Source organism: Chitinophaga caseinilytica (assembly GCF_038396765.1).
Taxonomy (GTDB): domain Bacteria; phylum Bacteroidota; class Bacteroidia; order Chitinophagales; family Chitinophagaceae; genus Chitinophaga; species Chitinophaga caseinilytica.
The window spans coordinates 5160014-5182656 of the sequence record NZ_CP150096.1 but is presented as its reverse complement, the minus strand read 5'-3'; the positions used below and the strand labels follow the sequence as shown (position 1 = coordinate 5182656).

The 22643-nt window shown below is 57.3% G+C and carries 16 protein-coding genes; 11 read left to right on the top strand and 5 right to left on the bottom strand.

What is annotated here, in order from left to right:
* Window positions 1–89 precede the first annotated feature (89 nt).
* Window positions 90–1247: a serine hydrolase domain-containing protein gene (locus tag WJU22_RS21305; protein WP_341840193.1), complete on the top strand. Its 1158-nt coding sequence runs from the start codon at window positions 90–92 to the stop codon at window positions 1245–1247.
* Here the strand turns inward: WJU22_RS21305 and WJU22_RS21300 are convergent.
* The gene (locus WJU22_RS21300; RefSeq protein ID WP_341840192.1) at window positions 1244–1804 is read right to left on the bottom strand and encodes an HD domain-containing protein; all 561 of its coding nucleotides are present in this window, start codon (window positions 1802–1804) and stop codon (window positions 1244–1246) included. The two genes, WJU22_RS21305 and WJU22_RS21300, sit on opposite strands and share 4 nt — an antisense overlap.
* Before the next feature lie 84 nt (window positions 1805–1888).
* Here WJU22_RS21300 and WJU22_RS21295 point away from each other — a divergent pair, with 84 nt between their 5' ends.
* Window positions 1889–2833 carry a sugar phosphate isomerase/epimerase family protein gene (locus WJU22_RS21295; protein WP_341840191.1) on the top strand — a complete coding sequence of 315 codons (945 nt, stop codon included), beginning with the start codon at window positions 1889–1891 and terminating at the stop codon, window positions 2831–2833.
* Here the strand turns inward: WJU22_RS21295 and WJU22_RS21290 are convergent.
* The 4 genes from WJU22_RS21290 to WJU22_RS21275 form a co-directional block, all read right to left on the bottom strand.
* On the bottom strand, window positions 2830–3054 hold the full coding sequence (locus WJU22_RS21290; protein ID WP_425165374.1) for a helix-turn-helix domain-containing protein: 225 nt from the start codon (window positions 3052–3054) through the stop codon (window positions 2830–2832). The genes WJU22_RS21295 and WJU22_RS21290 overlap by 4 nt on opposite strands.
* 2 nt (window positions 3055–3056) lie before the next feature.
* A complete protein-coding gene (locus WJU22_RS21285) occupies window positions 3057–3686 on the bottom strand; it encodes a DUF2975 domain-containing protein (RefSeq protein ID WP_341840189.1) in 630 nt (209 codons plus the stop codon).
* Window positions 3687–3783: 97 nt separating this feature from the next.
* Window positions 3784–4557, bottom strand: coding sequence for a response regulator transcription factor (locus tag WJU22_RS21280; RefSeq protein ID WP_341840188.1), 774 nt, complete (start codon window positions 4555–4557; stop codon window positions 3784–3786).
* Between the two features lie 5 nt (window positions 4558–4562).
* Window positions 4563–7685, bottom strand: a complete 3123-nt coding sequence (locus WJU22_RS21275; RefSeq protein ID WP_341840187.1) for a ligand-binding sensor domain-containing protein — start codon at window positions 7683–7685, stop codon at window positions 4563–4565.
* 330 nt (window positions 7686–8015) lie between these two features.
* Here WJU22_RS21275 and WJU22_RS21270 point away from each other — a divergent pair, with 330 nt between their 5' ends.
* Genes WJU22_RS21270 through WJU22_RS21230 form a run of 9 tightly spaced genes read left to right on the top strand, consistent with a single transcriptional unit; the run spans window position 8016 to window position 22444 of the window.
* Complete coding sequence (locus WJU22_RS21270; RefSeq protein WP_341840186.1) at window positions 8016–11189, top strand: TonB-dependent receptor; 3174 nt, start codon at window positions 8016–8018, stop codon at window positions 11187–11189.
* Between the two features lie 17 nt (window positions 11190–11206).
* Entirely contained in the window at window positions 11207–13102 is a 1896-nt protein-coding gene (locus WJU22_RS21265) for a RagB/SusD family nutrient uptake outer membrane protein (protein WP_341840185.1), read from the top strand.
* A gap of 18 nt (window positions 13103–13120) precedes the next feature.
* Window positions 13121–13828, top strand: a complete 708-nt coding sequence (locus WJU22_RS21260; protein ID WP_341840184.1) for a DUF3823 domain-containing protein — start codon at window positions 13121–13123, stop codon at window positions 13826–13828.
* A 20-nt stretch (window positions 13829–13848) separates the two neighbouring features.
* Window positions 13849–14910 carry a 1,4-beta-xylanase gene (locus WJU22_RS21255; protein WP_341840183.1) on the top strand — a complete coding sequence of 354 codons (1062 nt, stop codon included), beginning with the start codon at window positions 13849–13851 and terminating at the stop codon, window positions 14908–14910.
* A gap of 26 nt (window positions 14911–14936) precedes the next feature.
* Window positions 14937–16514: an MFS transporter gene (locus tag WJU22_RS21250; protein WP_341840182.1), complete on the top strand. Its 1578-nt coding sequence runs from the start codon at window positions 14937–14939 to the stop codon at window positions 16512–16514.
* 4 nt (window positions 16515–16518) lie between these two features.
* Window positions 16519–19725, top strand: coding sequence for a PVC-type heme-binding CxxCH protein (locus tag WJU22_RS21245; RefSeq protein ID WP_341840181.1), 3207 nt, complete (start codon window positions 16519–16521; stop codon window positions 19723–19725).
* A gap of 5 nt (window positions 19726–19730) precedes the next feature.
* On the top strand, window positions 19731–20444 hold the full coding sequence (locus tag WJU22_RS21240) for a ThuA domain-containing protein (RefSeq protein ID WP_341840180.1): 714 nt from the start codon (window positions 19731–19733) through the stop codon (window positions 20442–20444).
* A gap of 30 nt (window positions 20445–20474) precedes the next feature.
* Window positions 20475–21584: a Gfo/Idh/MocA family oxidoreductase gene (locus WJU22_RS21235; RefSeq protein ID WP_341840179.1), complete on the top strand. Its 1110-nt coding sequence runs from the start codon at window positions 20475–20477 to the stop codon at window positions 21582–21584.
* Complete coding sequence (locus tag WJU22_RS21230) at window positions 21581–22444, top strand: sugar phosphate isomerase/epimerase family protein (protein ID WP_341840178.1); 864 nt, start codon at window positions 21581–21583, stop codon at window positions 22442–22444. Before WJU22_RS21235 ends, WJU22_RS21230 begins: the two co-directional genes overlap by 4 nt.
* Window positions 22445–22643 lie beyond the last annotated feature (199 nt).

Below are 22643 nucleotides of genomic sequence, written 5' to 3'. Positions count from 1 at the left end.
CAAATCCCGCAAATTGAACGATCAAATCGCGATTTGAGTAGTTATTCATGCGGTGGATACGGATGTTTGCGTCAAAAAAGATTGACCGTATGCTCCGCAGTTCCATCCTGACTATCCAGTTGCTGTTCTTCGTCGCCCTCGCGGCGGCGGGACAGCAGCCTGCCAACGACCGGCTTTCCCGCCTGGGGGATTCCGCATTCATGACCTCCTTCCGCCAAAAAATCGAACAGTACAGAACGCGGTACCACATCCCCGGTCTCAGCGTGGGCATTGTGGCCAACGGAAGGCTCGCCTGGAGCCAGGGCTTCGGTTTCGCCGATATCGACAGGGGCATCGTGCCAGATGAGCACACCAATTACCAGGTGGCGTCCGTGACGAAGACCTTCGGTGCGGTGATCCTCATGCAACTGGCGTACGAAGGCAAATTGTCCATCAACGATCCCATCAATAAATATGGCATTCAGCTCGGCGCGCGCTGGGGCAGCGATCCCCGCATCAAACTGAAGCATTTGCTCACCCATACCGCCGCGGGCAACGATTTCAACGGCTTCAGGCCCGGGCGGAAATTTATCTACAACGGCGGCTGGTACAACCAGTTGAGATTGCCGATCGAACAGGCGTCTGGCCGGCCGTTCGGGGAATTGCTCATGGAAAGGATCATCCGGCCGTTGGGTATGTCGCAAACCGCCCCGAGCCCCGACGATCCCGCCAGTTTCCGGCTGGCTGGGCTCGATAGCGCGGCGTTCATCAGCACCATGGCCGTACCGTACGACTGGAACAAAAAGGAACGCAAACTGGTAAAGGTGGTCAACTTCCATTACGGTTTCGGGCCGGCGGCGGGATTGGTGAGCAATGTGGCCGATCTCGCCAGGTACGCCGTGGCGATAGACGAACGGCAGTTCCTCACCCCGGCGCAGTGGGACACGATGTGGACGCCGTTCGTGACCCCGAAAGGGAAGTCCATCCAATACGGACAAGGCTGGTTTACAACGAAATACAAAGGGGAAAAAGTGGTGTGGCATACTGGTTGGTGGTACGGGTATTCGGCCCTGTTCCTCATGGTGCCGGGCCGCAAGCTCACCTTCATTATTCTCGGCAATTCGCAGGACGTTTCCCGTCCGTTTTACCACATCGTGCAACCCGCGAAATTCCTCCCGGCCAGGCGCGTTCCTTTCAAAAAGAACCTGGCCAACAAGGTGGAGGCCTCCGATTTCGCGCGGGCGTTCCTGGAAAGTTTTGTGGATTAGCGTTTTTGGGACAATGCGTTCAGTTCTTCCGCGATCACGGATTCCGTGCGCTTTTTGAGCGCGGCGTCGCCTTTGTCCATCATGTTGAGCAATTGCCGGCATTCGTGGAGGAAAACGGGAGCGAATTCGGCGTCGTGGCCGGAAATGCCCATGCAATTGTCGAGGATATCGGCATATTTGATGGTTTGCGCTTCCGGGCTGTTTGCAGCGATGCGCTTCGCTTCGGCGGCCTTGCGCTTGCGGCGGTTCCAGGTGGGGTAGGCTTGTTTGGTGAACACGTCCGTCAATTCCACGACCAGGTGCATCGTGCGCTCGGCTTCGCGCGGGGCCATGATGCCGTGCAGGAAGCGCGCCAGCTCGTTTTTGTGGATGGGCGTATCTTCCAGCACATCGTGCAGGATGGCGGCGGCGAGCACGGGAGTTGCCTGCGTATAGCCTTCACATATCCGCATGACGCGCATGGGATGCACGATGTATCGGTCTGGCGAGTATTTCCGGGTTTGACTGCCGTGCGCCTGGTCGGTAAATTTTTCGATTTCGTGGAGGATGACGTCCATACCAGTTTATCAGCAAAAAAAATGCCGCAAGCGGCGTGGAAGATTTTGTGTATTTTGAAGGGAACCCTTTAAATAACAGTGAATATGTCTATCTCCCGTCGCGAATTCATGCGGAACGGCCTGGGCAGCGCCGCGCTGCTGGGCATCCCCGCAGGATCGGCCATAGCGGCCGCCACGAGCCCCGCTGCTCGCGTAAATCCCTTCAAACTGGCGATTTCCACCTACTCCTACTGGCATTTCAAAACACCGAAAGTGCCCATCGAAAAAGTGATCGACGAAGCCGCCGCGCTCGATGTGGAAGGGGTCGACATCCTCCACCGCCAGATGGAAAGCGAAGACAACGCCTATCTGCAAAAGCTGAAACGCCATGCGTTCCGCAACGGTGTAGACCTCGTTTCGCTGTCGATCCACCAGGATTTCGTGTCGCCCGACGCAGCCGAGCGGCAAAAAGATATCGACCATACCATCAAATGCATCGAGCTGGCCTATAAAATGGGCATTCCCTGCATCCGCCTGAACTCCGGGCGATGGGGCACCATCAAATCGTTCGACGATCTCATGGCCGCCCGAGGCGTGGAGCCCGCCATTCCCGGATATACCGAAGACGATGCGTTCAAATGGTGTATCGACAGTATTCAGCAATGCCTCGCCAAAGCGGCGGAATGCGGCGTGATGCTGGCGATCGAGAACCACTGGGGCCTCACGTCTTCGCCCGAAGGATTGCTGCGCATCCGCAAAGCCATCGATTCGCCGTGGATGGGATTGTTGCTCGATACCGGCAACTTCCTCGAAAACCCGTACGACAAACTGAAAATGGTAGCGCCCCATGCGGATTTCGTGCAGGCCAAAACCTACTACGGCGGTGGCGAATGGTACACGCTGGATCTCGATTACGAGCGCATCATAAAAATCTTCCGCGAAGCGAATTACAAAGGCTATATCTCCATCGAATTCGAAGGCAAGGAAGCCGCTGAAACGGGCGTCCGCAAAAGCGTGGACATGCTCCGCAAAGCCATGGCGAAGCCTTAAACTTTTTTATCGGGCCGGTCGGGCACGTACTCGAGTATGTCGCCCGGCTGGCATTGCAATATTTCACATATCATTTCCAAAGAAGAGAACCGGATGGCTTTCGCCTTTCCGGTTTTTAGAATGGACAGATTGGAGAGGGTAATGCCCATCCGGTCCGAAAGCTCCGTCAGCTGCATCTTTCGCTTGGCGAGCATGACATCTAGATTGACGATGATAGGCATACTTAGATCGTTAACTGGTTTTCCTGATAAATTTCCACACCGCGTTTATACACCACGGCGAGCGCCAGCAATAACAGGCCCATCCAGAAGCTGTTCCCCACGTCCACCAACTGCTGGAAATAAGGCGTGAAATAGGGATTCGTCATCCTGTTGAATATAAAATACCCGATCAGGCGCGCCGCGTCTGCCGCAATGAGCAGCAGCCCGATATTGCGGATGCGAATGGCGTTGATGGCCAGGAAAGGCACTTTCTCCGAAGTATCCCTGAAAATCTTCCGCAACCATCCCATGCCCGTCACCACCGCGATGGCGCCCAGTACCGTGATGATGAAACTGTAAATGCCCAATGGGGAACGGGCAGTGGTGCGGAGCGTAAACATATCCTGCTTTTTCTCCAGTGCCGCATTTTTCAAACTGCCGTAAATGAGTTGGGGAGGCAGGGTGTCTTTGGGAGGGAACGCCTTCACGTCGAAATTGACGGTCAATTGCCGGGTGGTATCTGTCAGTTCACTACTGCCCATCACGAACGCCATGGATTTTAATATCACGACAACGAGCGCCAGCAGCGCCACTGCATAATAGATGACGTTGACAAAAGCCCTGACGGCGGTAAAAGTTCTTTGTCCTTGCATCGGTAATTCTTTTTTGTTAGGACAAAGCTAAACCGTGTTTCTCGAAAATCAAAATAAATTTATCGAAAAACAATAAATAATAGCTGAAAAAGGATGATCATTCCGCGGTGATGCCGCGTTGTTGCTGCACGTATTGGCTGGGGGATACGCCGAATTGTTTGATGAAATTCTTGCCGAAATGGGTTTGGGATTTGAACCCGGTCATCATGGCCACTTCATAAATCCGGAGGTTCCGGGAGGCGAGGAGTTCCGCGGCTTTCTTGAGGCGGGTAACATTGATGAGCTCGTGGGGCGTGAGGTCGGAGATCGCCTTGATTTTGCGGTAGAGGCTTACCCGGCTCATGTTCACATGGCGGGAAAGGTGCTCCACGTCCAGCTCGGTATTTTCCAGCTCCTGCAAAATGAACTGGTGGATGGAATGGAGGAACGCCGCGTCTTCGCTCGTGTGCGCCATCGCCTGGATGGGCGCCTGCGGCGTGCTGGCGAAGTACTGGCGGATTTTATTGCGGTTGCTGAGCAGGTTGGCGATCTGGACTTTGAGGAAAGCCGTGGAAAAGGGTTTTTCGATATACGCATCGGCCCCCGTTTCCAGCCCTTCGATCTTGGAACGCAGCGTGTTTTTGGCCGTGAGGAGGATGACGGGGATATGGCTGATGGCGAACGTGGTCTTGATGGTTTTGCACAGCTCGAAACCGTCCATGAACGGCATCATGACGTCGGAAATAACGAGGTCTACGTTTTCCTGGTGCAGCAGCGTTACGGCATCGCGGCCGTTTTCGGTGCGGATGACCTGGTATTCGGGTTGAAGGATGGAGGAAACGAAGTCCAGGATCTCTTCGTTATCGTCTGCCAGCAGTATAACAGGTTGCATAGGTGTTAATTTACCAGGTTGATGGACGCTCCTTCGGGGATGGTCCAGGTGAAAATATTGAGGCCGCTTTCGGCGGTAACGTACAATTCTCCCTTGTGAAGCGCCGTCAGTGACCGGCAGATGCTCAGCCCGATGCCCGTGCCTTTCTGTTTTTCGTTTTCCCGCAGGCGCACGAAGGGCGCAAAGATGCGCTCGCGCATGTCTTCCGGGATGAGCGGCCCGTCGTTGGCCACGGTCAGGCGCACCTGTCCGCCGGCGGTTTCCAGCCTGGCTTCCACCTTCGTTTGCCCGTATTTGATGGCGTTGCTGAAGAGGTTGCTGAATATTTTGTTGACGCTTTCCTCGTCGGCCCAGGCGTTCAGTTCGTTTTCCGGCAATTCCACATGGAACTGGAGTTTGCGTTGCTGCGCGGGAAGGCGGAAGTTATCGTACGTATCCTGCAAAATCTTCCGCAAATCCAGCAGTTCGAAATCCAGCCGGAACCCCGATGCTTCGGTCTGCCTGAAATCCAGCAGCTGGTTCGTGAGCTGGACGAGCCGGTTCGTGTTCCGTTCCATAATGGCCAGGTGATGCTTGTTTTCGGCGAGCGCGCCCGGGTGCTCCATGATCTCTTCCAGCGGCCCTTTGATGAGCGTGAGCGGCGTATTGATCTCGTGGGCCACGTTGGTGAGGAAGTCCACCTTCGCCTGGTACAGTTCCTTTTCCTTCTTCAACTGCAATGCTTCCATCCGCCGCTTCTGCTTGAACGTTTGCTGCCGGTGGTATCGCGCAATGGCGTAATAACCCGTGGAAACGAACGCCAGGGCATACAACAAATACGCCCACGACGTGGCCCAGAAAGGCGGCGTGATCTCGATCTGCAGCATCGCCGCGCCGGGGCGGCGCTTCCCGTTCGCATCCGTTGTGGTGACGTAAAACGTGTAATGGCCCGGTTTGAGATCGGTGAAATATACGGTACGGTTGTTTTTCAGCCATATCCAATCGTTGTCCAGCCCCTCCATCCGGTAAGCGTACGAAATAAGGTCGGGCGCCGTGAAGCTGAGCGCGGCGAAGGCGATGTTGAAATTCGCTTTGTCGTACGGCAGCGTGATCTTCTTCGAATAATGGATGTTCCGCTTTTCGTCTGGCCCCATGGTCATGTTGCGCACGTCCATCCCCGTAATATACACCGGCGCGGCGGAAGTATCGGGCAGGAATTTATCGGGATTGAAGCGGATCATGCCCTTTACGGAGCCGATGTACATGTTGCCTTCTTTATCCTGGTACCCGGAATTGTAGTTGAACTGGTTGTTGAGCAGGCCATGGCTCGTGGTAAATATCTTCACCGCGCCGGATTCCGGCTCCAGCTGCACGAGCCCCCGCGATGTGGTGGCCCATATCCTGCCCCTGCGGTCTTCCAGCAACCGGAAAATGTAATCGCTCGGGAGCCCTTCGGCCATGGTATAATGCCGCCAGCGGCCGCTGCCGTCCAGCCGCGAAATCCCCCGTCCTTCCGTGCCCGCCCAGATCCGCTGCGACCGGTCGATCAAAATGGTATTGACATTGTTCCCGGCCAGGGAGAACGAATCTTTCGGGTCGTGATGATATCCGCCATGCTCGCCGGTCCGCTTGCGGTACCATTGCACGCCGTTGTCGGAAGTGGCCATCCACAGCGTTCCGTCTGCCGCTTCGGCGATGCTGCGCTGGCTGCTGACCGGCACTTCTTCCACTTTCCGGAAACGCCCCGCCGCGGAGTCGTAGCGCGCCAGTTCGCGGCCGGTGCCTACGAGCATATCGCCGTCGCGCGTGCGGTAGAAATACAAAATGAAGTTGCTGGAAAACGATTCGGGGCCGGCGGCGAAATGGGCGACGGTATTGCCCGTCCGGATGTCCATCACATCCACGCCGTTGTCCAGCGTGCCGATCCAGAGGCGGTTCCCGTCTGCGTACAATCCGTGGATATTGGTGTGGGAGAGGGCTTTGCTGCCGTTGTTGCGGGGCGTGTACTGCCGGATGCGGCCGGTTTTCACATCCACGCGGTTCACGCCATTGTCTTCCGTTCCCGCCCAGATGTTCCCGTACATGTCTTCGCATATTTCGCGGACGGCGTTGCCGCTGAGAGTATGCGCGGTATTGTCTGGCCAGTATTTTTCGAAATACGTGTATTGTTTTGGGTAGTAATTGATGCCCCCGAAATAGCTCCCCGCCCACATGCCGCCTTCCCGGTCTTTGTGGAGGCAGTAAATGGCATTGTCGGTAAGACTGTACGGATTATTGTACTGCTTCCGCAGATTGATGCAATGTTTGGAGGTTACGTTGACGATGTAGATCCCCGATTCCGTGGCGATCCAATAGTCGTCTCCGCCGTGATGGGCGATGTACCGCACATAGACACCCACGTCGCCGTCTGACCAGGTGATGATATCTTCATACGTATTTTTCGCGGGATCGAGGAGTTTGAGGCCCTGGTTGGCCGTGCCTACCAGCAATCTTCCGTCTGGCAATGCATGCAGATGCGTGATGAGGTGGGTGTGGGGTTTGGGGGAATGATGCCATACGTCCCACCGGCCCAGGGAGTCGCCGAGCAGCCGGATGTCTCCGCCTGGCGTGGCGAACCATACTTTCCCATCTTTGGCGATATGGATATTGCTGACAGCCGGTGGAACGCCGCTACCCGAAACGGGCGCACAGATATTTTTGTTGGGGTCGTACCGCCAGGGGCGCCCCCAGCTCACGAACCAGATATTCCCCTGCCGGTCTGCCCTGAGCGCGTTCGCATCCTGGCCAGCCGGAGACGGCGCCCGTTCGAAGCTTTCCGTGGCCGCGAGGTATCGGAACAGTCCGTTCCCGGTACCTACGTACAACTGGCCGTTATCGTCCACACACAAAGAGAAAATAAAATTGTCGCCGATGGCCGTACTGTCTCCCGCCTTTTCACGGAACACGCGGAACTCTCGCCCGTCGAACCGGTTGAGCCCGTCTTTGGTGCCCGCCCAGATGAACCCCTGCTTGTCTTGCACCACGCAGAACACGGTGTTGTGGGACAGGCCGTCTTCCACCTGGTAATCCCTGAAATAGAATTGCTGCGCCGCTACGGGCGTAGCGAAGGAAAGGCATAGCAAAGTCAGTATGGAAACGATCGACTGCAACGTGGTGGAATTATAAGGCTACGTAAATATAAAAATATCCGGGAGGATGGCGAGGGATTGAAACGAAATGGCGAAAAATTGAAATGAATCGGCCAATGCTTGCCGAATGTTTTTTCTTTCTTTGATCTGCGTTGAAGAAAAACTGATATCAGCCAGTAATATGACAGCTCCCCGCGAAAACCGGTCCCACGGCCGGACAGGGCTTCTATTGCGTATGCGAAGGTAGGAACATCACACGTCTAATGGTTCGTCGAATTCATGGTATGAAAAAGACCGGCCCAGCCGGGGATTGAAGACAGCATCCTTTAATCACCCAAAATCATTTCACGTATGAACGACACTGCACTACAAAAAGCAGCGACGGCGGGTATCCCGAAGATACTCCTACTGCTGTTGCTCTGCCTGCCACTGGCAGGGGCCTTTGCGCAGACAGGCCCGCAAAAGGTTTCGGGTTTCGTGCGCGACAGCGCCGGATCGCCGCTCCCACAGGTTACCATTTATGAAAAAGGTACCCGTAATGGTACGCTTTCCGGGGCCGACGGGCAATTCACCATCCAGGTGAAACCCAATGCCATTCTCGTTTTTACCATGGTAGGCTTCCGTACCCAGGAGTTGGCCGCCACGCCGGGAACGGCCATGAACGTGGCCCTGCTCAGTTCCGCCACTGAGTTGACGGACGTAGTGGTAGTAGGATATGGCGCGGCACGGAAAAAATCCCTCACCAATGCCATCTCCAGCGTTTCCGCACAAGACATCGGCAATGTGCGCGGCGGCGCCACCGTGAGCACCACGCTCGCGGGGAAAGTGCCCGGCGTATCGTTCCGGATGGCCGACGGGCGGCCCGGCGCTTCCGCATCCATCCAGATCCGCAACCTCGGCCGGCCGCTTTACGTGATCGACGGGGTGCAGCAGGACGAAGGACAGTTCAACAACATTTCACCTAACGACATCGAAAGCATTTCTTTCCTCAAAGACGCGTCTGCCGCCATTTACGGCGTGCGCGCGGCCAACGGGGTAGTGGTGGTGCAAACCAAAAGGGGCCGCATCGGCAGCCGCAGTTCCATTAACCTCGACGCCAACTGGGGCTTCCAGAGCTGGACGCGCTTCATCGACGTGCTCGACAATTCCCACGAGTACATGAAACTGAAAGCCGAAGCCGAAATGAACCGGTTCCCCAATATCGGCGACAATCCCATCACCACCAACATCACGCCCGAAGAACTGGAGAAGTACCGGCTGGGCACGGATTACGGCTATAAAAGTTTCAACTGGCGGGATTATATCGTCAAGGAAAATACCCCGCTCAACCAGTACAATCTCAACTTTACCGGCGGTACCGATCGCGTAACGTATTATGTTTCCGCTACGCGGACGTTCCAGAACTCTGTGCTGGGGCGCGAATACAAATTCACCCGTACCAACATCCAGAGCAATATTTCCGCGAAAGTAGCCAACGGCCTGCGCGTGGGAACGAGCATCAACGGCCGCGTGGAAACCCGCGACAATCCCGGTGTTCCCGGAGTGGACGACTACTGGCAGGCGCGCTTCGCCATTTTGCGGAACACGCCCATGGAGCGCCCTTTCGCCAACGACAATCCGGCTTACCTGAACGATATCAAGCATAACGAAACCAACTGGGGCTACCTCAACACCCGCTACGCCGGCAAGTTCAAGAACGACTGGCGCCAGCTCCAGATGAACCTCGACGCGGAATGGGACGTCCCCTTCGTGGAAGGCCTCAAGATCAGCGGACTGTACTCGTATTACATGGCGGACAACATCCTCAACAACCACGAGTACACTTACGATACCTACACCTACAATCCTTCCACCGATACCTACACCCGTACGGGCGGTTCCACCAACCCCTGGCGGGAGCGCAACCAGGAAAAGCAGATCAATCAGAGCTCGCAGATACGGATCGGGTATGAAAGGAAGTTCGGCGACCACAAGATCAACGCCATGGTGGTGAGCGAGCGCATCAACAACCAGCGCCTCCGCAACTGGATCCACGCCGTGCCCATCTCGAACCAGCTGCCGCTCATCTATTTCAATACTTCGGATACCTACACCGACCAGGACAACCGCCAGACGCGTACCGGTATCGCCGGCCGCCTGAACTACGAATACGGCAACAAATACTTCATCGAGGGCCTCATGCGCCGCGATGCCTCGTTCCTCTTCGCGCCCGGCAAACGCGTGGGCTACTTTCCCAGTGTGTCGGCCGCATGGCGCGTCACGGAAGAAGGGTTCATGAAAAACCTCGTGGGCAATGGGAGCATCCTGACAGATTTCAAAGTCCGCGGTTCGTACGGGATTTTGGGCGATGACGGAGAGGCGCTCGGCCTGGCGGAATTCGCCTACTACGAAGGCTATAACTACAACGACGGTATCGCGATACTGGACGGCGTGGCCGTAGTGGGCTCGCGCGACCGGGGCGTTCCCATCACGAACATCAGCTGGCTGGAAAGCTCCATCACCAACGTGGGCTTCGATTTCAGTATGCTCGGCGGACGGCTGAACGGCGCTTTCGATTACTTCGTGCGCAAACGGAACGGGCTCCGCGGCCGCAAGCAGGACATCCTGCTGCCTTCCGAGCTCGGGTATGCGCTGCCGGATGAAAACATCAATAAAGACAAGCGTTTCGGACAGGATTTCTCGCTCAGTTACAGCGATAAGTCGGGGAAATTGTCGTACCGCATCGGTGGAAACATCTCCTATTCCCGCGGCCAGTTCATTTCTTCCTACAATCCCCTGTTCTTCAACTCGGTAGACCGCTACTTCAATTCCGGCGAAGGCCGTTTGCAGGGCTTTACCTGGGGATGGGAAGCCGTGGGGCAGTTTAAAACGCAGGAAGAGATCGACAACTATCCCGTCAACATCGACGGAAAGGGCAACAGGAGCCTCCTGCCCGGGGATATTATCTACAAAGACGTGGACGGCGACGGGCGGATCACCGATAACGACCGCCGGCCCATGGGCTGGGCTTCCGGCCAGCAACCCAACATGAACTTCGGCCTGCAGATCGGGCTGGGATATGAAGGGTTCGATTTCACGGCCGATTTCTCCGGCGCCTCGCATTTCACCTGGATCCAGGAATGGGAGATGAAAGTGCCTTTCATTAACGACGGCAACCTGAACAAGATATTCACCGACCGCTGGCACAGGGAAGATATTTACGATCGCAACAGTGCATGGCAATCCGGCAAGTATCCCGCGCTGCGCTACAACGACCAGGGGCATAGCAACAACCGCGCGTCTACTTTCTGGAACCACAACATCACGTATTTCCGCGCCAGGACGATAGAGCTGGGGTATACTTTGCCCACGCCGCTGGTGAACCGTGCGAAAATCCAGAAAGCGCGCTTCTACGTGAATGCGTACAACCTCTTCATCCTCGACAACATGAAAGCCTACAGCACCGATCCGGAGATCACGGAAACGAACGGGTTGCAATATCCGCAGAGCAAGGTGTTTAACGTTGGCTGCAGTCTTTCATTCTAATCCTTCAATCATCCGTTATGAAAAAGATTTTTTCCATCATATTACTGGCGTCGATGTTTGCGGGGGGATGCAAGCCCGAAAGCGAATTCCTCACCGTAGACCCGACGAACATTCTCAATAACGAGCAGGCGTTCAACGATCCCGCGCTGGTGCTGTCGATGCTCGCGAATTTCTACAACCGGCAGTCCGATTTCTCCACCGTAAAAAACTGGGAATCGATGGCGGATTTCAGCGAAAGCTTTCCGTCGCAGAACGGCGGGCCGAAGTCGATCGTGGAGCGCAACCAGTGGGATTTCGGGGCCTGGAGCACCTGGGACTATACCCTCATCCGCGAACTGAACCTCTTCCTGCAAAGGCTGAGCGCGGCCACCAAGTTAAAAGACGACGAGAAAAAGCGTTTCGCGGCCGAAGGGCGCTTCCTCCGCGCTTATTACTATTTCGAAATGGTGAAAAGGATGGGCGGCGTACCGCTGGTCCTCGAGCCCATGACCTGGGACTACAAGGGCGACCCCACGTATCTCCAGCATGCGCGTACTACCGAAGCGGCCATGTACGACTTCGTGATCGCCGAAATGCAAGCCATCCGCAACGATCTGCCGGCCGATGTGAACGTGAAATCGCGCGCCAGTCGCGGTGCGGCCCTGGCCATGGAGTGCCGGGCGGCGCTGTATGCGGGCTCCATCGCCAAATACGGCGGGCTCACGCCTTCGGTGTCTTTGCCGGGCGGCGAAGTGGGCATCCCCGTCGCGAAAGCGCAGGATTACTACACCAAATCCCTCGCCGCGGCGCAGCTCCTCATCACCGGTACGGCAGGAACTTACGGGCTGTACAAGCGCAACGCCGACCTTTCCGAGAATTTCGCGGCGCTGTTTTACGACAAGGTGAGCAATCCCGAAAGCATTTTCATCGAGGATTTCAAACTGAAAAGCGGGAAAGTGCACGGGTTTACGCAGGTGAACCAGCCGCGCTTCGGGGCCGAAGAGGAAGAAGGCGGGAGGATCAATCCTTCCCTGAACCTGGTGCAGGCTTTCGAAAAACTCGATAACACGTTCGGGCCGCTGCCGATCAAGGATGGCGCGGGCAACCCGATCTATTACAACAACCAGACGGATATTTTCGCCGGCCGCGATGCACGGCTCGCCGGCACGGTGATGCTGCCGGGCACCAGCTTCAAGCGCCGCCAGGTGGATATCTGGGCAGGATACGTGCTGGCAGACGGTTCCGTAATCACGGGAGACGACCGCGGTTCCCAGAAAACCCTGCCGGGGCAAACGCAGCCGGTGCAGGTAGTCGGGTTCGACGGGCCCATCCACGGCAAGGAATTTACCGCGCAATCCGGTTTCTATCTCCGCAAGTACCTCGACCCCACCGTGGGATCGGGCTCGCGGGGCACGGGGAGCGAAGTGCCGTTTATCCGGTACCGTTATGCGGAAGTGTTGCTGAACGCTGCCGAAGCCGCCTTTGAACTGGGGCAGACCGGGGTGGCGGCGGGCTACATGAACCAGGTGCGCGAGCGCGCAGGGCTCATTGTTCCCCTCGGCGCGGGAGACATCAACCTCGGCCGCATCATGCACGAGCGCCGCGCGGAGCTTTCCTTCGAAGGGCATATCGTGTTCGACCAGAAAAGATGGCGCAACGCGCATGTGCTGTGGGATGGCGTGCCCATGAACGAGGCAGACCTGCTGTCGAACATCGGTTCGCCGGCCAAGCACAACACGCAGCCGTACTCGCTCTGGCCGTATAAAATCCATCATCCCGGCAGCCCGACCCACGGGAAATGGATTTACCGGATCATCAAATCGCCGCTGGTGACGGGCACCAACCGGTTCCGGCTCGGCAATTACTATTCGTTCATCAACAACGATATCCGGTCCAACAACCCGAAGATCGTTCCCAACCCGAACCAGGACTAAACCAAAAATCCTCCGATCATGAAAAAACGTTTTGCATATATACTTCCCCTGCTGGCCTTGCTGGCGGCTTCGTGCAAGAAAGACAACTACGATCCGCCGCAGGCGCGCCTTCATGGCCGGCTCGTGTACCAGGGCCAGGGCATCCCGGTAGAATACAACCAGGTACCGTTCCAGCTGTACCAGTTCGGTTTCGGGAAAGTGGGGCCCGTGTCCAACACCACCTTCACGCAGGAAGGCACTTTCTCCGTGCTGCTGTTCGAAGGCGATTACAAGCTCACCGTGCCCAACGGCCAGGGACCTTTCCTCTGGAAGAAACTGCCCGACGGGCGGCCGGATTCCATCGCCATCAAAATCAGCGGCGACCAGCAGCTCGACCTGGAAGTGACGCCTTTCTACATGATCCGCAACGTGAACATGAGCGCGGCTTCCGGAAAGGTAACGGCCACTTTCGCGCTGGAAAAGATCGTGAACGGGGCAGACGGCAAGAACGTGGAGCGCGTGAACCTGTACATCAACAAAACGGCTTTCGTATCCAGCGGCGGCGATTACAGCATCGCATCGTCGCAGAAGAACGCGGGCGCCATTACCGATCCGGCGAGCGTGTCGATGGAAGTGACCGTTCCCGCGCTGGTACCGGCCCAGTCTTACATCTTCGCAAGGGTAGGATTGAAGTTGCAGGGTGTGGAAGACATGATATTTTCTCCTGTCACCAAGATTAACCTTTGACAATAGTTTAAACGAGTATTATGAAAAGAAAGATTGTGCATGTATGGCTGTTTTGCCTGGCGTTCGTGATGCCGGCGAAAGCGCAAAACGAAAGGCCGGTATGGTCTAAAGAGCAAGCATGGAAATGGCATAAGTCCACCCCATGGATGGCGGGCGCCAATTTTTACCCGGCTTCGGCCATCAACCAGCTGGAGATGTGGCAGGCGGGATCGTTCGACACGGCCACCATTTCCCGGGATCTCGGCTATGCCGCGGGTATCGGGATGAAAGTGATGCGCGTGTACCTCCATCACCTGGCCTGGAAAGAAGACAAAGCCGGCTTCAAGCAGCGCATGAACACGTACCTCACCATCGCAAACCGCCATGGCATCCGCACGATCTTCACCATTTTCGACGACTGCTGGAACACTACATACGCCGCGGGAACGCAGCCTGCACCCAAACCGGGCATCCACAACTCGGGCTGGGTGCAGGACCCGGGGCGCCTTCTCCACGACGATCCCTCGCTCATGGCCACCCTGGAAACTTACGTGAAAGACGTGCTCAAAACTTTCGCCAAAGACCGCCGCATCCTGCTGTGGGACCTTTACAATGAGCCCGGCAATTCCGGATGGGGCGATAAATCCATGCCCTTGCTGAAAAACGTGTTCATCTGGGGCCGTACCGTGAACCCGAGCCAGCCCCTGAGCGCGGGCGTATGGAATTTCAACCTGAAAAATCTCACAAAATTCCAATTGGAGCAATCCGACGTGATCACTTACCACGACTACACAGACAGGCACCTCATCGTTGCGGATTCCCTGTTGAAGGCCACCGGCAAGCCGCTGGTGTGCACGGAATACATGGCCCGCACGCGCAACAGTCATTTCGCCAATACCTTGCCCGGACTGAAAGAGCGGGGCATCATTGCAGTGAACTGGGGCCTGGTGCAGGGCAAATCGAACACTATTTACGCCTGGGACACGCCCATGAAAGACGGCGCCGAGCCGAAGGTGTGGTTCCACGATATCTTCCGGCCCGACGGGCGCCCTTACGATGCATCGGAAACGGCGCTCATCCGCCGGTTGACGCTGGGCAGATAGCAGGCAGACACTAAAAAAATTCAAGTATGGATATGATTACAACCGCCCCGCCGCACGCCGCCATGGCTGCGGCGGACCTCGGCGGCAGAGACCGCCGTTTGCTCTTCTGGGGCTGTTTTACGGTGCTGGTGGCCTCGGCGTTCGGGTTCGTTTTCCGTTCTTTTCTCATGGACGGATGGGGCATGCAGTTCGGGCTCAGCAAAACCCAGCAGGGCGAAATTTTCGGCGTGAGCTTCTGGCCCTTCGGGATCAGCATCGTGCTGTTCAGTCTCGTCATCGATAAAGTGGGCTACAAATCGGCCATGATCTTCGCTTTCGCCTGCCATTGCGCCTCCGTGCTGCTCACCGTTATGGCCACGGGTTACTGGATGCTCTATTTCGGAACGCTGCTTTTCGCGCTGGGCAACGGCGCGGCCGAAGCGGTGGTGAACCCGGTAGTGGCCACCATGTACCCGCGCGAAAAAACGAAATGGCTCAACATCCTCCATGCCGGATGGCCGGCGGGAATGGTGCTGGCCGGCTTGCTGGGCATTGCGCTGATACATTTTCAGGTGAGATGGGAGATCATGATCGGTTGCATTTTGTTGCCGGTAATAGCCTACGGATGGATGATCATGGGGAAGAAATTCCCGGTGAGTGAAAGGGTGCAGGCGGGCGTGTCGTATCTGGACATGGTGCGCGAAGTGGGCATCCTCGGCATTCTGCTCATCGTGTCGCTGTGCGTGTTCCAGGCCGGCAGCCTGCTGAACTGGTCGCTGGCGGGAAAGATCGCCGTAACGCTGGGCATCACCGCGGCCGCGGGGCTCGTGGTAAAATCGTGGGGGCGGCCGATGTTCATTCTCCTGTTGCTCGTCATGGTTTTACTGGCCACCACCGAGCTGGGGACAGACAGCTGGATCACCGACCTCATGACGCCCGAAATGGCTAAAATGGGCCTCCAGGGCGGGTGGGTCCTGATTTATACTTCGCTTATCATGGCGGTATTGCGATTTTATGCCGGGCCGATCGTCCATCGTTTTTCCCCATTGGGCCTGCTGGCCGTGAGCGCCGCCGTCGCCTTCGCGGGATTGAATTTCCTGTCGTGGTCTACCGGCGCCATGATCCTCGTGGCGGCTACGGTCTACGCATTGGGCAAGACGTTTTTGTGGGGAACGATGCTGGGCGTTGTGGCCGAACGCTTCCCCCGGGGCGGCGTGCTCGCCCTCAATTTCACGGGGGCCGTGGGGCAGGTGGGCGTAGGCGTTATCGGTGCGGTGATCCTGGGATTCGTGCAGGATAAGCAGCTGGACAAGAACCTCGTCCGCTACGACGCCGAAAACCAGACCGCCCTTCACGCCACCTATCTCACCCAGGAACGCAAAAGCCTCTTCGGCGAATACCGCGTGCTCGATAATGCAAGGCTGGAAACCGCACCCGTGGCTGCGAAGGAAACCATCCGGGATGTCCGTGAAGGCGCGAAGAAAGACGCGCTCCGCACCGTTTCCATATTCCCCGTCATCATGCTCCTCTGCTACCTGGGCCTGATTTTCTGGTTCAGCAGGAGAGGCGGGTACAAACCGGTGCTGCTGGCGCCTGCGGAATCCCATCCATCATCAAACAACTGACGACATGAAACGAATACTGGCTATATTACTGACAGGAATTATCTGTGCATGGGCGCCCGCGCCCCGAAGCGATGCGGGGAGAAGAGCGGAAGCCCTGTTCGTAGGCAGCAGCAGCAACGTGCAGGCCACCTGGCTGGCTACGAAGCTGTTCAAAAGCGGCGTCAATATTACTTACACCGAACGGCAGGACGATCTCCAGCCCGCAAAACTCGCCGCGTTCGACGCCGTGATCTATTGCACCGCCAATCCGCCATCCGCCGCTGCACAGGCCGCGCTCCGCGCTTTCGTTGACGGCGGGAAAGGATTGCTGGTACTGCATCAGGGCGCAGAAGGCCTCCGCGCCCTGGCCTGGACGAAGCCATCCGGCAACCCCGGCAAAGGGCGCGTGGTCGTGTTCCCTGATGGTAAAAACGACGAAGCCTGGAAGCACGTCGCTTTCCTCGACCGCATCCGCAATGCCGTCTTGGAAGCGATCGGGGAGGAAGCGAGGGGCCGCATCGCGGCAGCGAAAATCCCTGATGTCGATATCTACAACTCCGATACCATCGCGGATTACACCAAACGCTACAACGTTCCCAAATTCCAGGAAGCCCTGCCGCCCGGGGAGTCCAACAAGCTTACGCAGGTACCAACGGGATTCGAAATACAACTCTTCGCGCAGGAGCCCGACATCACCAAACCCATTGCCATGGCCTGGGATGAGCGCGGCAGGCTCTGGATCGTGGAAACGGTGGACTATCCCAATGATTTCGTGGAAACGGACTCCACGGCCAACGACCGCATCAAGATCTGCGAAGATACCGATGGCGACGGCCGGGCGGATAAATTCACCGTCTTCGCCGACAGCCTCAACATCCCCACCAGCATCGCTTTCGCCAACGGCGGCGTCATCGTGTCCATGGCCCCGAATTTCCTCTTTCTGCAGGATACGGATGGAGACGATAAGGCCGATGTGCGCAAGGTGATTTTTACCGGTTGGGGAAAGCAGGATACGCACGCCGGTCCGTCGAACCTCCAGTACGGCTTCGATAACAAAATATGGGGCGTGACGGGGTATTCCGGGTTTGATGGCACCATCAACGGGGAACGGCAGAAATTCCCGCAGGGCGTGTATCATTTCAAGCCCGACGGGTCGGATTTCAAGTTCCTCGGCCGGACGTCCAACAACACCTGGGGCCTGGGCTTCACGGAAGACAATCACGTTTTCATTTCCACCGCCAACAATACCCACAGCGCCTGGTTCTCCATGCCGTTCTGGTACATGCAGCGCAAACTGGACGTGGGCCCCGCCGATCCCGTGCAAAAGATCGACGGGCACTACGACGTGCATGCCATGACGCCGAACCTCCGCCAGGTAGACGTTATGGGCGGGTTCACCTCCGCCACCGGCCACCATTTCTATACGGCCCGCAGTTTCCCGAAGGAATACTGGAACCGGGTGGCTTTCGTAAACGAACCGACCGTCCGCCTCGTGCATAGCGCCATCATCGAAAAAGATGGGGCCGGGTTCAAGGAGAAAGACGGCTGGAACCTCATGGCGAGCTCCGACGAATGGTTTGGCCCCGTTCACGCGGAAACCGGCCCCGATGGCGCGGTTTGGGTGGCCGACTGGTATAATTTCATCATCCAGCATAACGTGTTCGTGAAGGAACAGGCGCCCCGGGAAACCATCCTTCCCTTCACCGAACAGCCCCATGGCAAAGGCAATGCTTTCGAGAGCGAGCATCGCGACGTATCGCACGGCCGTATTTACCGGGTAGTGTACAAAAACGCGAAACCCTACGCGCCGGTGCGCCTTTCAAGAAACGACACGGCTTCGCTCCGCAAGGGAATAATGAACGAAAACATGTTCTGGCGGATGACGGCACAGCGCCTCATCGTAGAAGAAAAACACACGGACATGGCGCCTGTGCTGCGCAAAATAGCTGCCGGCAGGGCGGTAGATGCGGTAGGATTGAACAGTCCTGTCGTACACGCCCTCTGGACGCTCCACGGCCTGGGCCTCGAAGACGCGGCCACGTTCCAGGTGTTCGTGGCGGCATTGAAACATCCGGCGTCTGGCGTACGGAAAGCGGCAGTGGAAGTGCTGCCGAAAACCGCGAAAGGCCAGGCGGCGCTCATCGCCAGCGGGATTTTGCAGGACAGGGATTTACAGGTGCGATTGGCCGCCATCAAGCAACTGGTGGAATATCCCGAGTCGGAAGCCGCCGGTGGGGCCGTTTACCGCATGAGCGCGGTGGCGCAGAACGGGAAAGACCCCTTCCTCGCCAAAGCCTTGCTGGCGGCGGCGGTACGCCATGAGAAAGGGTTTTTGTCCGCCGCAGGCAAAGCCACAACGCCCGCGGGCGCATTCACGAAGCAATTAACGGAAGCGTTATACCACGAAGACTATGCTTTAGATCCCCGCGGATTCATGCCCGCCGCGCCCGACGTAAATGGTAAGGAAATAACGATCAGGGCCGCGGTGGGTGCTTCCCGGGAAGTGAAAACGCCTTCCGGCACGATCCTTTCGCAGGGCGATGCCGCTAACGGCTACACGCTCGCCGTTCGCAACGGCAAACTGCAAATGGATGTGGTGCAGGCCGGAAAAACCTACAGGGCCGTTTCTACAGATGAATTGCCCGAAAAGGCCGACGTGGAAGCGCAATTGGGCAAGAACGGGAACATCCGCCTGAAGATTAACGGAGAAGCGGCAGGAAGCGGCAAGGCGCCGGGGCTGTTCAATGTAAAAACAGATGGCTGGCGGACGGAAGACCGCTTCGCGGGACAGCTGCGCAACGTGACCCTCACGCTCGACCGTTCTGCCCCCAAACCCGCATCCGAAGCGGCGCCTGCACTGGTGATCGATCTGAAGGTCGTGAAAGACATCATGCAGTACGACAAGAAAAAACTCAGCGTGAAAGCCGGACAGAAGGTAACGATCCGCCTCGAAAACCCGGACGGGATGCAGCATAACCTGCTCATCCTCAAACCCGGTACCCTCGCGAAAGTAGGCGCCGCTGCCGATGCCATGGTCCGCGATCCGAACGCTTCCAAAATGCAATATGTGCCCAAAGTGCCGGAAGTGCTGCATGCCACGCGGCTGCTCAATCCGGGGGAAACGGTGAGCCTCACGTTCACGGCGCCCGCCCTGCCGGGGGATTATCCTTTCGTATGCACCTTTCCCGGCCACTGGCGTGGGATGAACGGAATTCTTCAAGTTGTTAAATAAATGGTATGAACAGCAAACATTTTCTCCGTCAGATTTTCGCTTTCGTGTTGCTGCTGGCCGCATTGCCGCTGGCTGCGCAGAAAGCCCCGCTGCGCGTGCTCATCTTGGGCGGCGGCGGCTCGCATGATTTCGAGCGCTGGTACAAACAGGAAGACGCCGCCACGCTGGAGCGCGACGGTCTCGCCAAAGTCACCTACACCAGCGATCCGGCTACCATCGCCGCACAGCTCCCCGAAACGGACGTGCTCCTGCTGGCCAACAACCAGCCCATCAACGACCCCGCCACCCGCAGCGCCATCTTCGCGCATGCCGCCGCCGGGAAGGGTTTGGTGCTGGCGCACGCCGCCATCTGGTACAATTGGAAAGACTGGCCGGAATACAACGCCCGTCTTGTTGGCGGCGGCAGCCGATCGCACGAGCAATACGGTCCTTTCACCGTGGCGCTCAAAGGCAAACATCCGGTTACGCGCAAAGTGCCGAAGTCTTTCACGCTCGACGATGAGCTGTATCACTTCAACGCCGACCCCGCCGCCGCGAAGATCACCGTGCTGGCGCAAAGTACCAACGACAAGGGCGTGACGCATCCCGCCGTATTCGTGGTGGAACATCCGGATGCGCGCATCGTAGGCCTGGCGCTGGGGCACGACGCCAAATCGCACGAGCTGGCGGCGTACCAGGCGCTGTTGCGGAACGCCGTGAAATGGGCGGGCCGCCGTTAATTTATCACTCATCAAAAAAATCAGGATATCATGAAACAGATCACGGTTGTAATCGTTGGGATGGGATTCGGAAAGGAATTTATTCCCATTTACCAGAAACACCCCAACATCAAGCGGGTAGGCATTTGCACGCGGAATCCCGCTACGCTGAAGGAACTGAAGGAGCGCTTCAACCTCGACGACGATCTTATCTTCACCCACTTCGAAGACGTGCCCAAACGCGCTGATGTAGACGCCATCCACATCGTGACGCCCGTTCCCGAGCATGCCCGCATGACCCTCGCGAGCCTCAACGCCGGCAAACATACCGCCTGTACCATCCCCATGGCCATGACGGTGGAAGATTGTACCGCTATCGTGGAAGCGCGCCGCAAATCCGGGAAAGTGTATATGATGATGGAAACCGCGCTTTATACCCGCGAATTCCTGTACGGCCTGAAACTGGCGGAAACCGGCCAGCTGGGCCGCATCCAGTTCGTTCGCGGTTCGCATATCCAGGACATGAGCATGCCGGGCTGGGATGAATACTGGAAAGGATATCCGCCCATGCTCAACGGTACCCATGCCATTTCGCCGCTGCTGCGCATCAATAATACAAAAGCGGAATCCGTGGTTTGCCATGGTTCCGGCCGGTTGAGCGACGACCTCGCATCCCGCTATGGTAGTCCATTTGCCGTGGAAACCGCCACTTTCACCCTGAAGAATTCCGACGTGGCGGCCGAGGCCACCCGCTCGCTGTTCGATGTGGTAAGGCAATACCGCGAGAGTTACGATGTGTACGGGACGAAGATGTCTTTCGAATGGGAGCAGCTGCAGGATGAAGGTCATTCCGTGTTCGACGGCGGTGAGAACGCCCGGCGGATGGAATGCCCCGATACCGACGAGATGCTCATCCCCGAGATCGCGCATTTCACCAAACGGGAGAAGATCGACGATCCGAACCACGTATCGTTCCTCCAGGGCGCGGGCCATGGCGGCTCGCATCCGCACCTGGTGCAGGAATTCGTGGCGGCCATCATAGAAGGGCGCGAATCCGCGGTAGACGCGCATCTCGCCGCCAACTACACCTGCGCGGGCATCTGCGCGCATGAATCGGCCATGAACGGTGGTAAACGCATCCAAATACCTGATTTCGAATGAGGAAGCAAACTACTATCCAAGCCGGCATCAGTACGTTCGTGTACGCGTCGCCGTTCAAAACGGCGGATTTCCATCTGTTGCCGAAAATCAAATCCGCGGGGTACGACATCGTGGAAGTGGCAGTGGAGCAGGCGGGCCTCATCGATTGGGATCTGCTCGTTTCCATGACGGCCGATCTGGACCTCGATATCACGCTCAGCGGTGCATTCGGGCCGCGGCGCGATATTTCGTCGGACAATGCCGCGTTCCGCAAGGAAGGGCTGGATTACATCCTGGCATGTATCCGGCTGGCGGAGAAAACGGGGAGCCCGCTGTTTGGCGGGCCGCTGTATTCGGCCGTGGGCAAAACGCGCATCGTGCTGGCGGAGCAGAAGCAGCAGGAGCGGGCCTGGTGCCTGGAGAACCTGCGCATTGCCGCCACAGCAGCGGCAGACCATGGGATTTTGCTGGGCGTGGAACCGCTGAACCGTTTCGAGACGGACATGATCAATACGGTAGACCAGGCGCTGGCGCTCATCGCGGAGGCAGGCCATCCATCGCTGCGGTTGTCCCTGGATACATTCCACGCCAACATTGAGGAAAAGGATATTCCGGCGGCCATCCGCAAAGCCGGTAACCTGCTGTTGCATGTGCAGGCCAACGAAAGCGACCGGGGAACGCCCGGAACGGGGCACCTGCCCTGGCCCGCGATCCGGGAGGCGCTGGACGAGATAGGGTACCGCGGCGCGGTGGTACTCGAAACTTTCGGCGAGCCGTCCGAAGAACTGGCCCGCGCCGCCTGCATCTGGCGGCCGCTGGCGGGTAGTACAGACGAAATGGCCACCGAAGGCGCTGCATTTTATAAACGCATGTTTACATAAGAAGCTGTCAAATCATACCTTTGACTGTAACGTAAAGACGTGTGGAAAAGGCCGTCCGGTTTTCCGGACGGCTATTTTTTGGTAGGGTCGCAACGATCCCGCGTCAGGGAAACCGGCCATTGGGGCAACGGGTGCTAAATATTTAGCTGGAATTTGTACGGATTAACGGATATTTGCGCGGGGAAACCGATAAAATCCC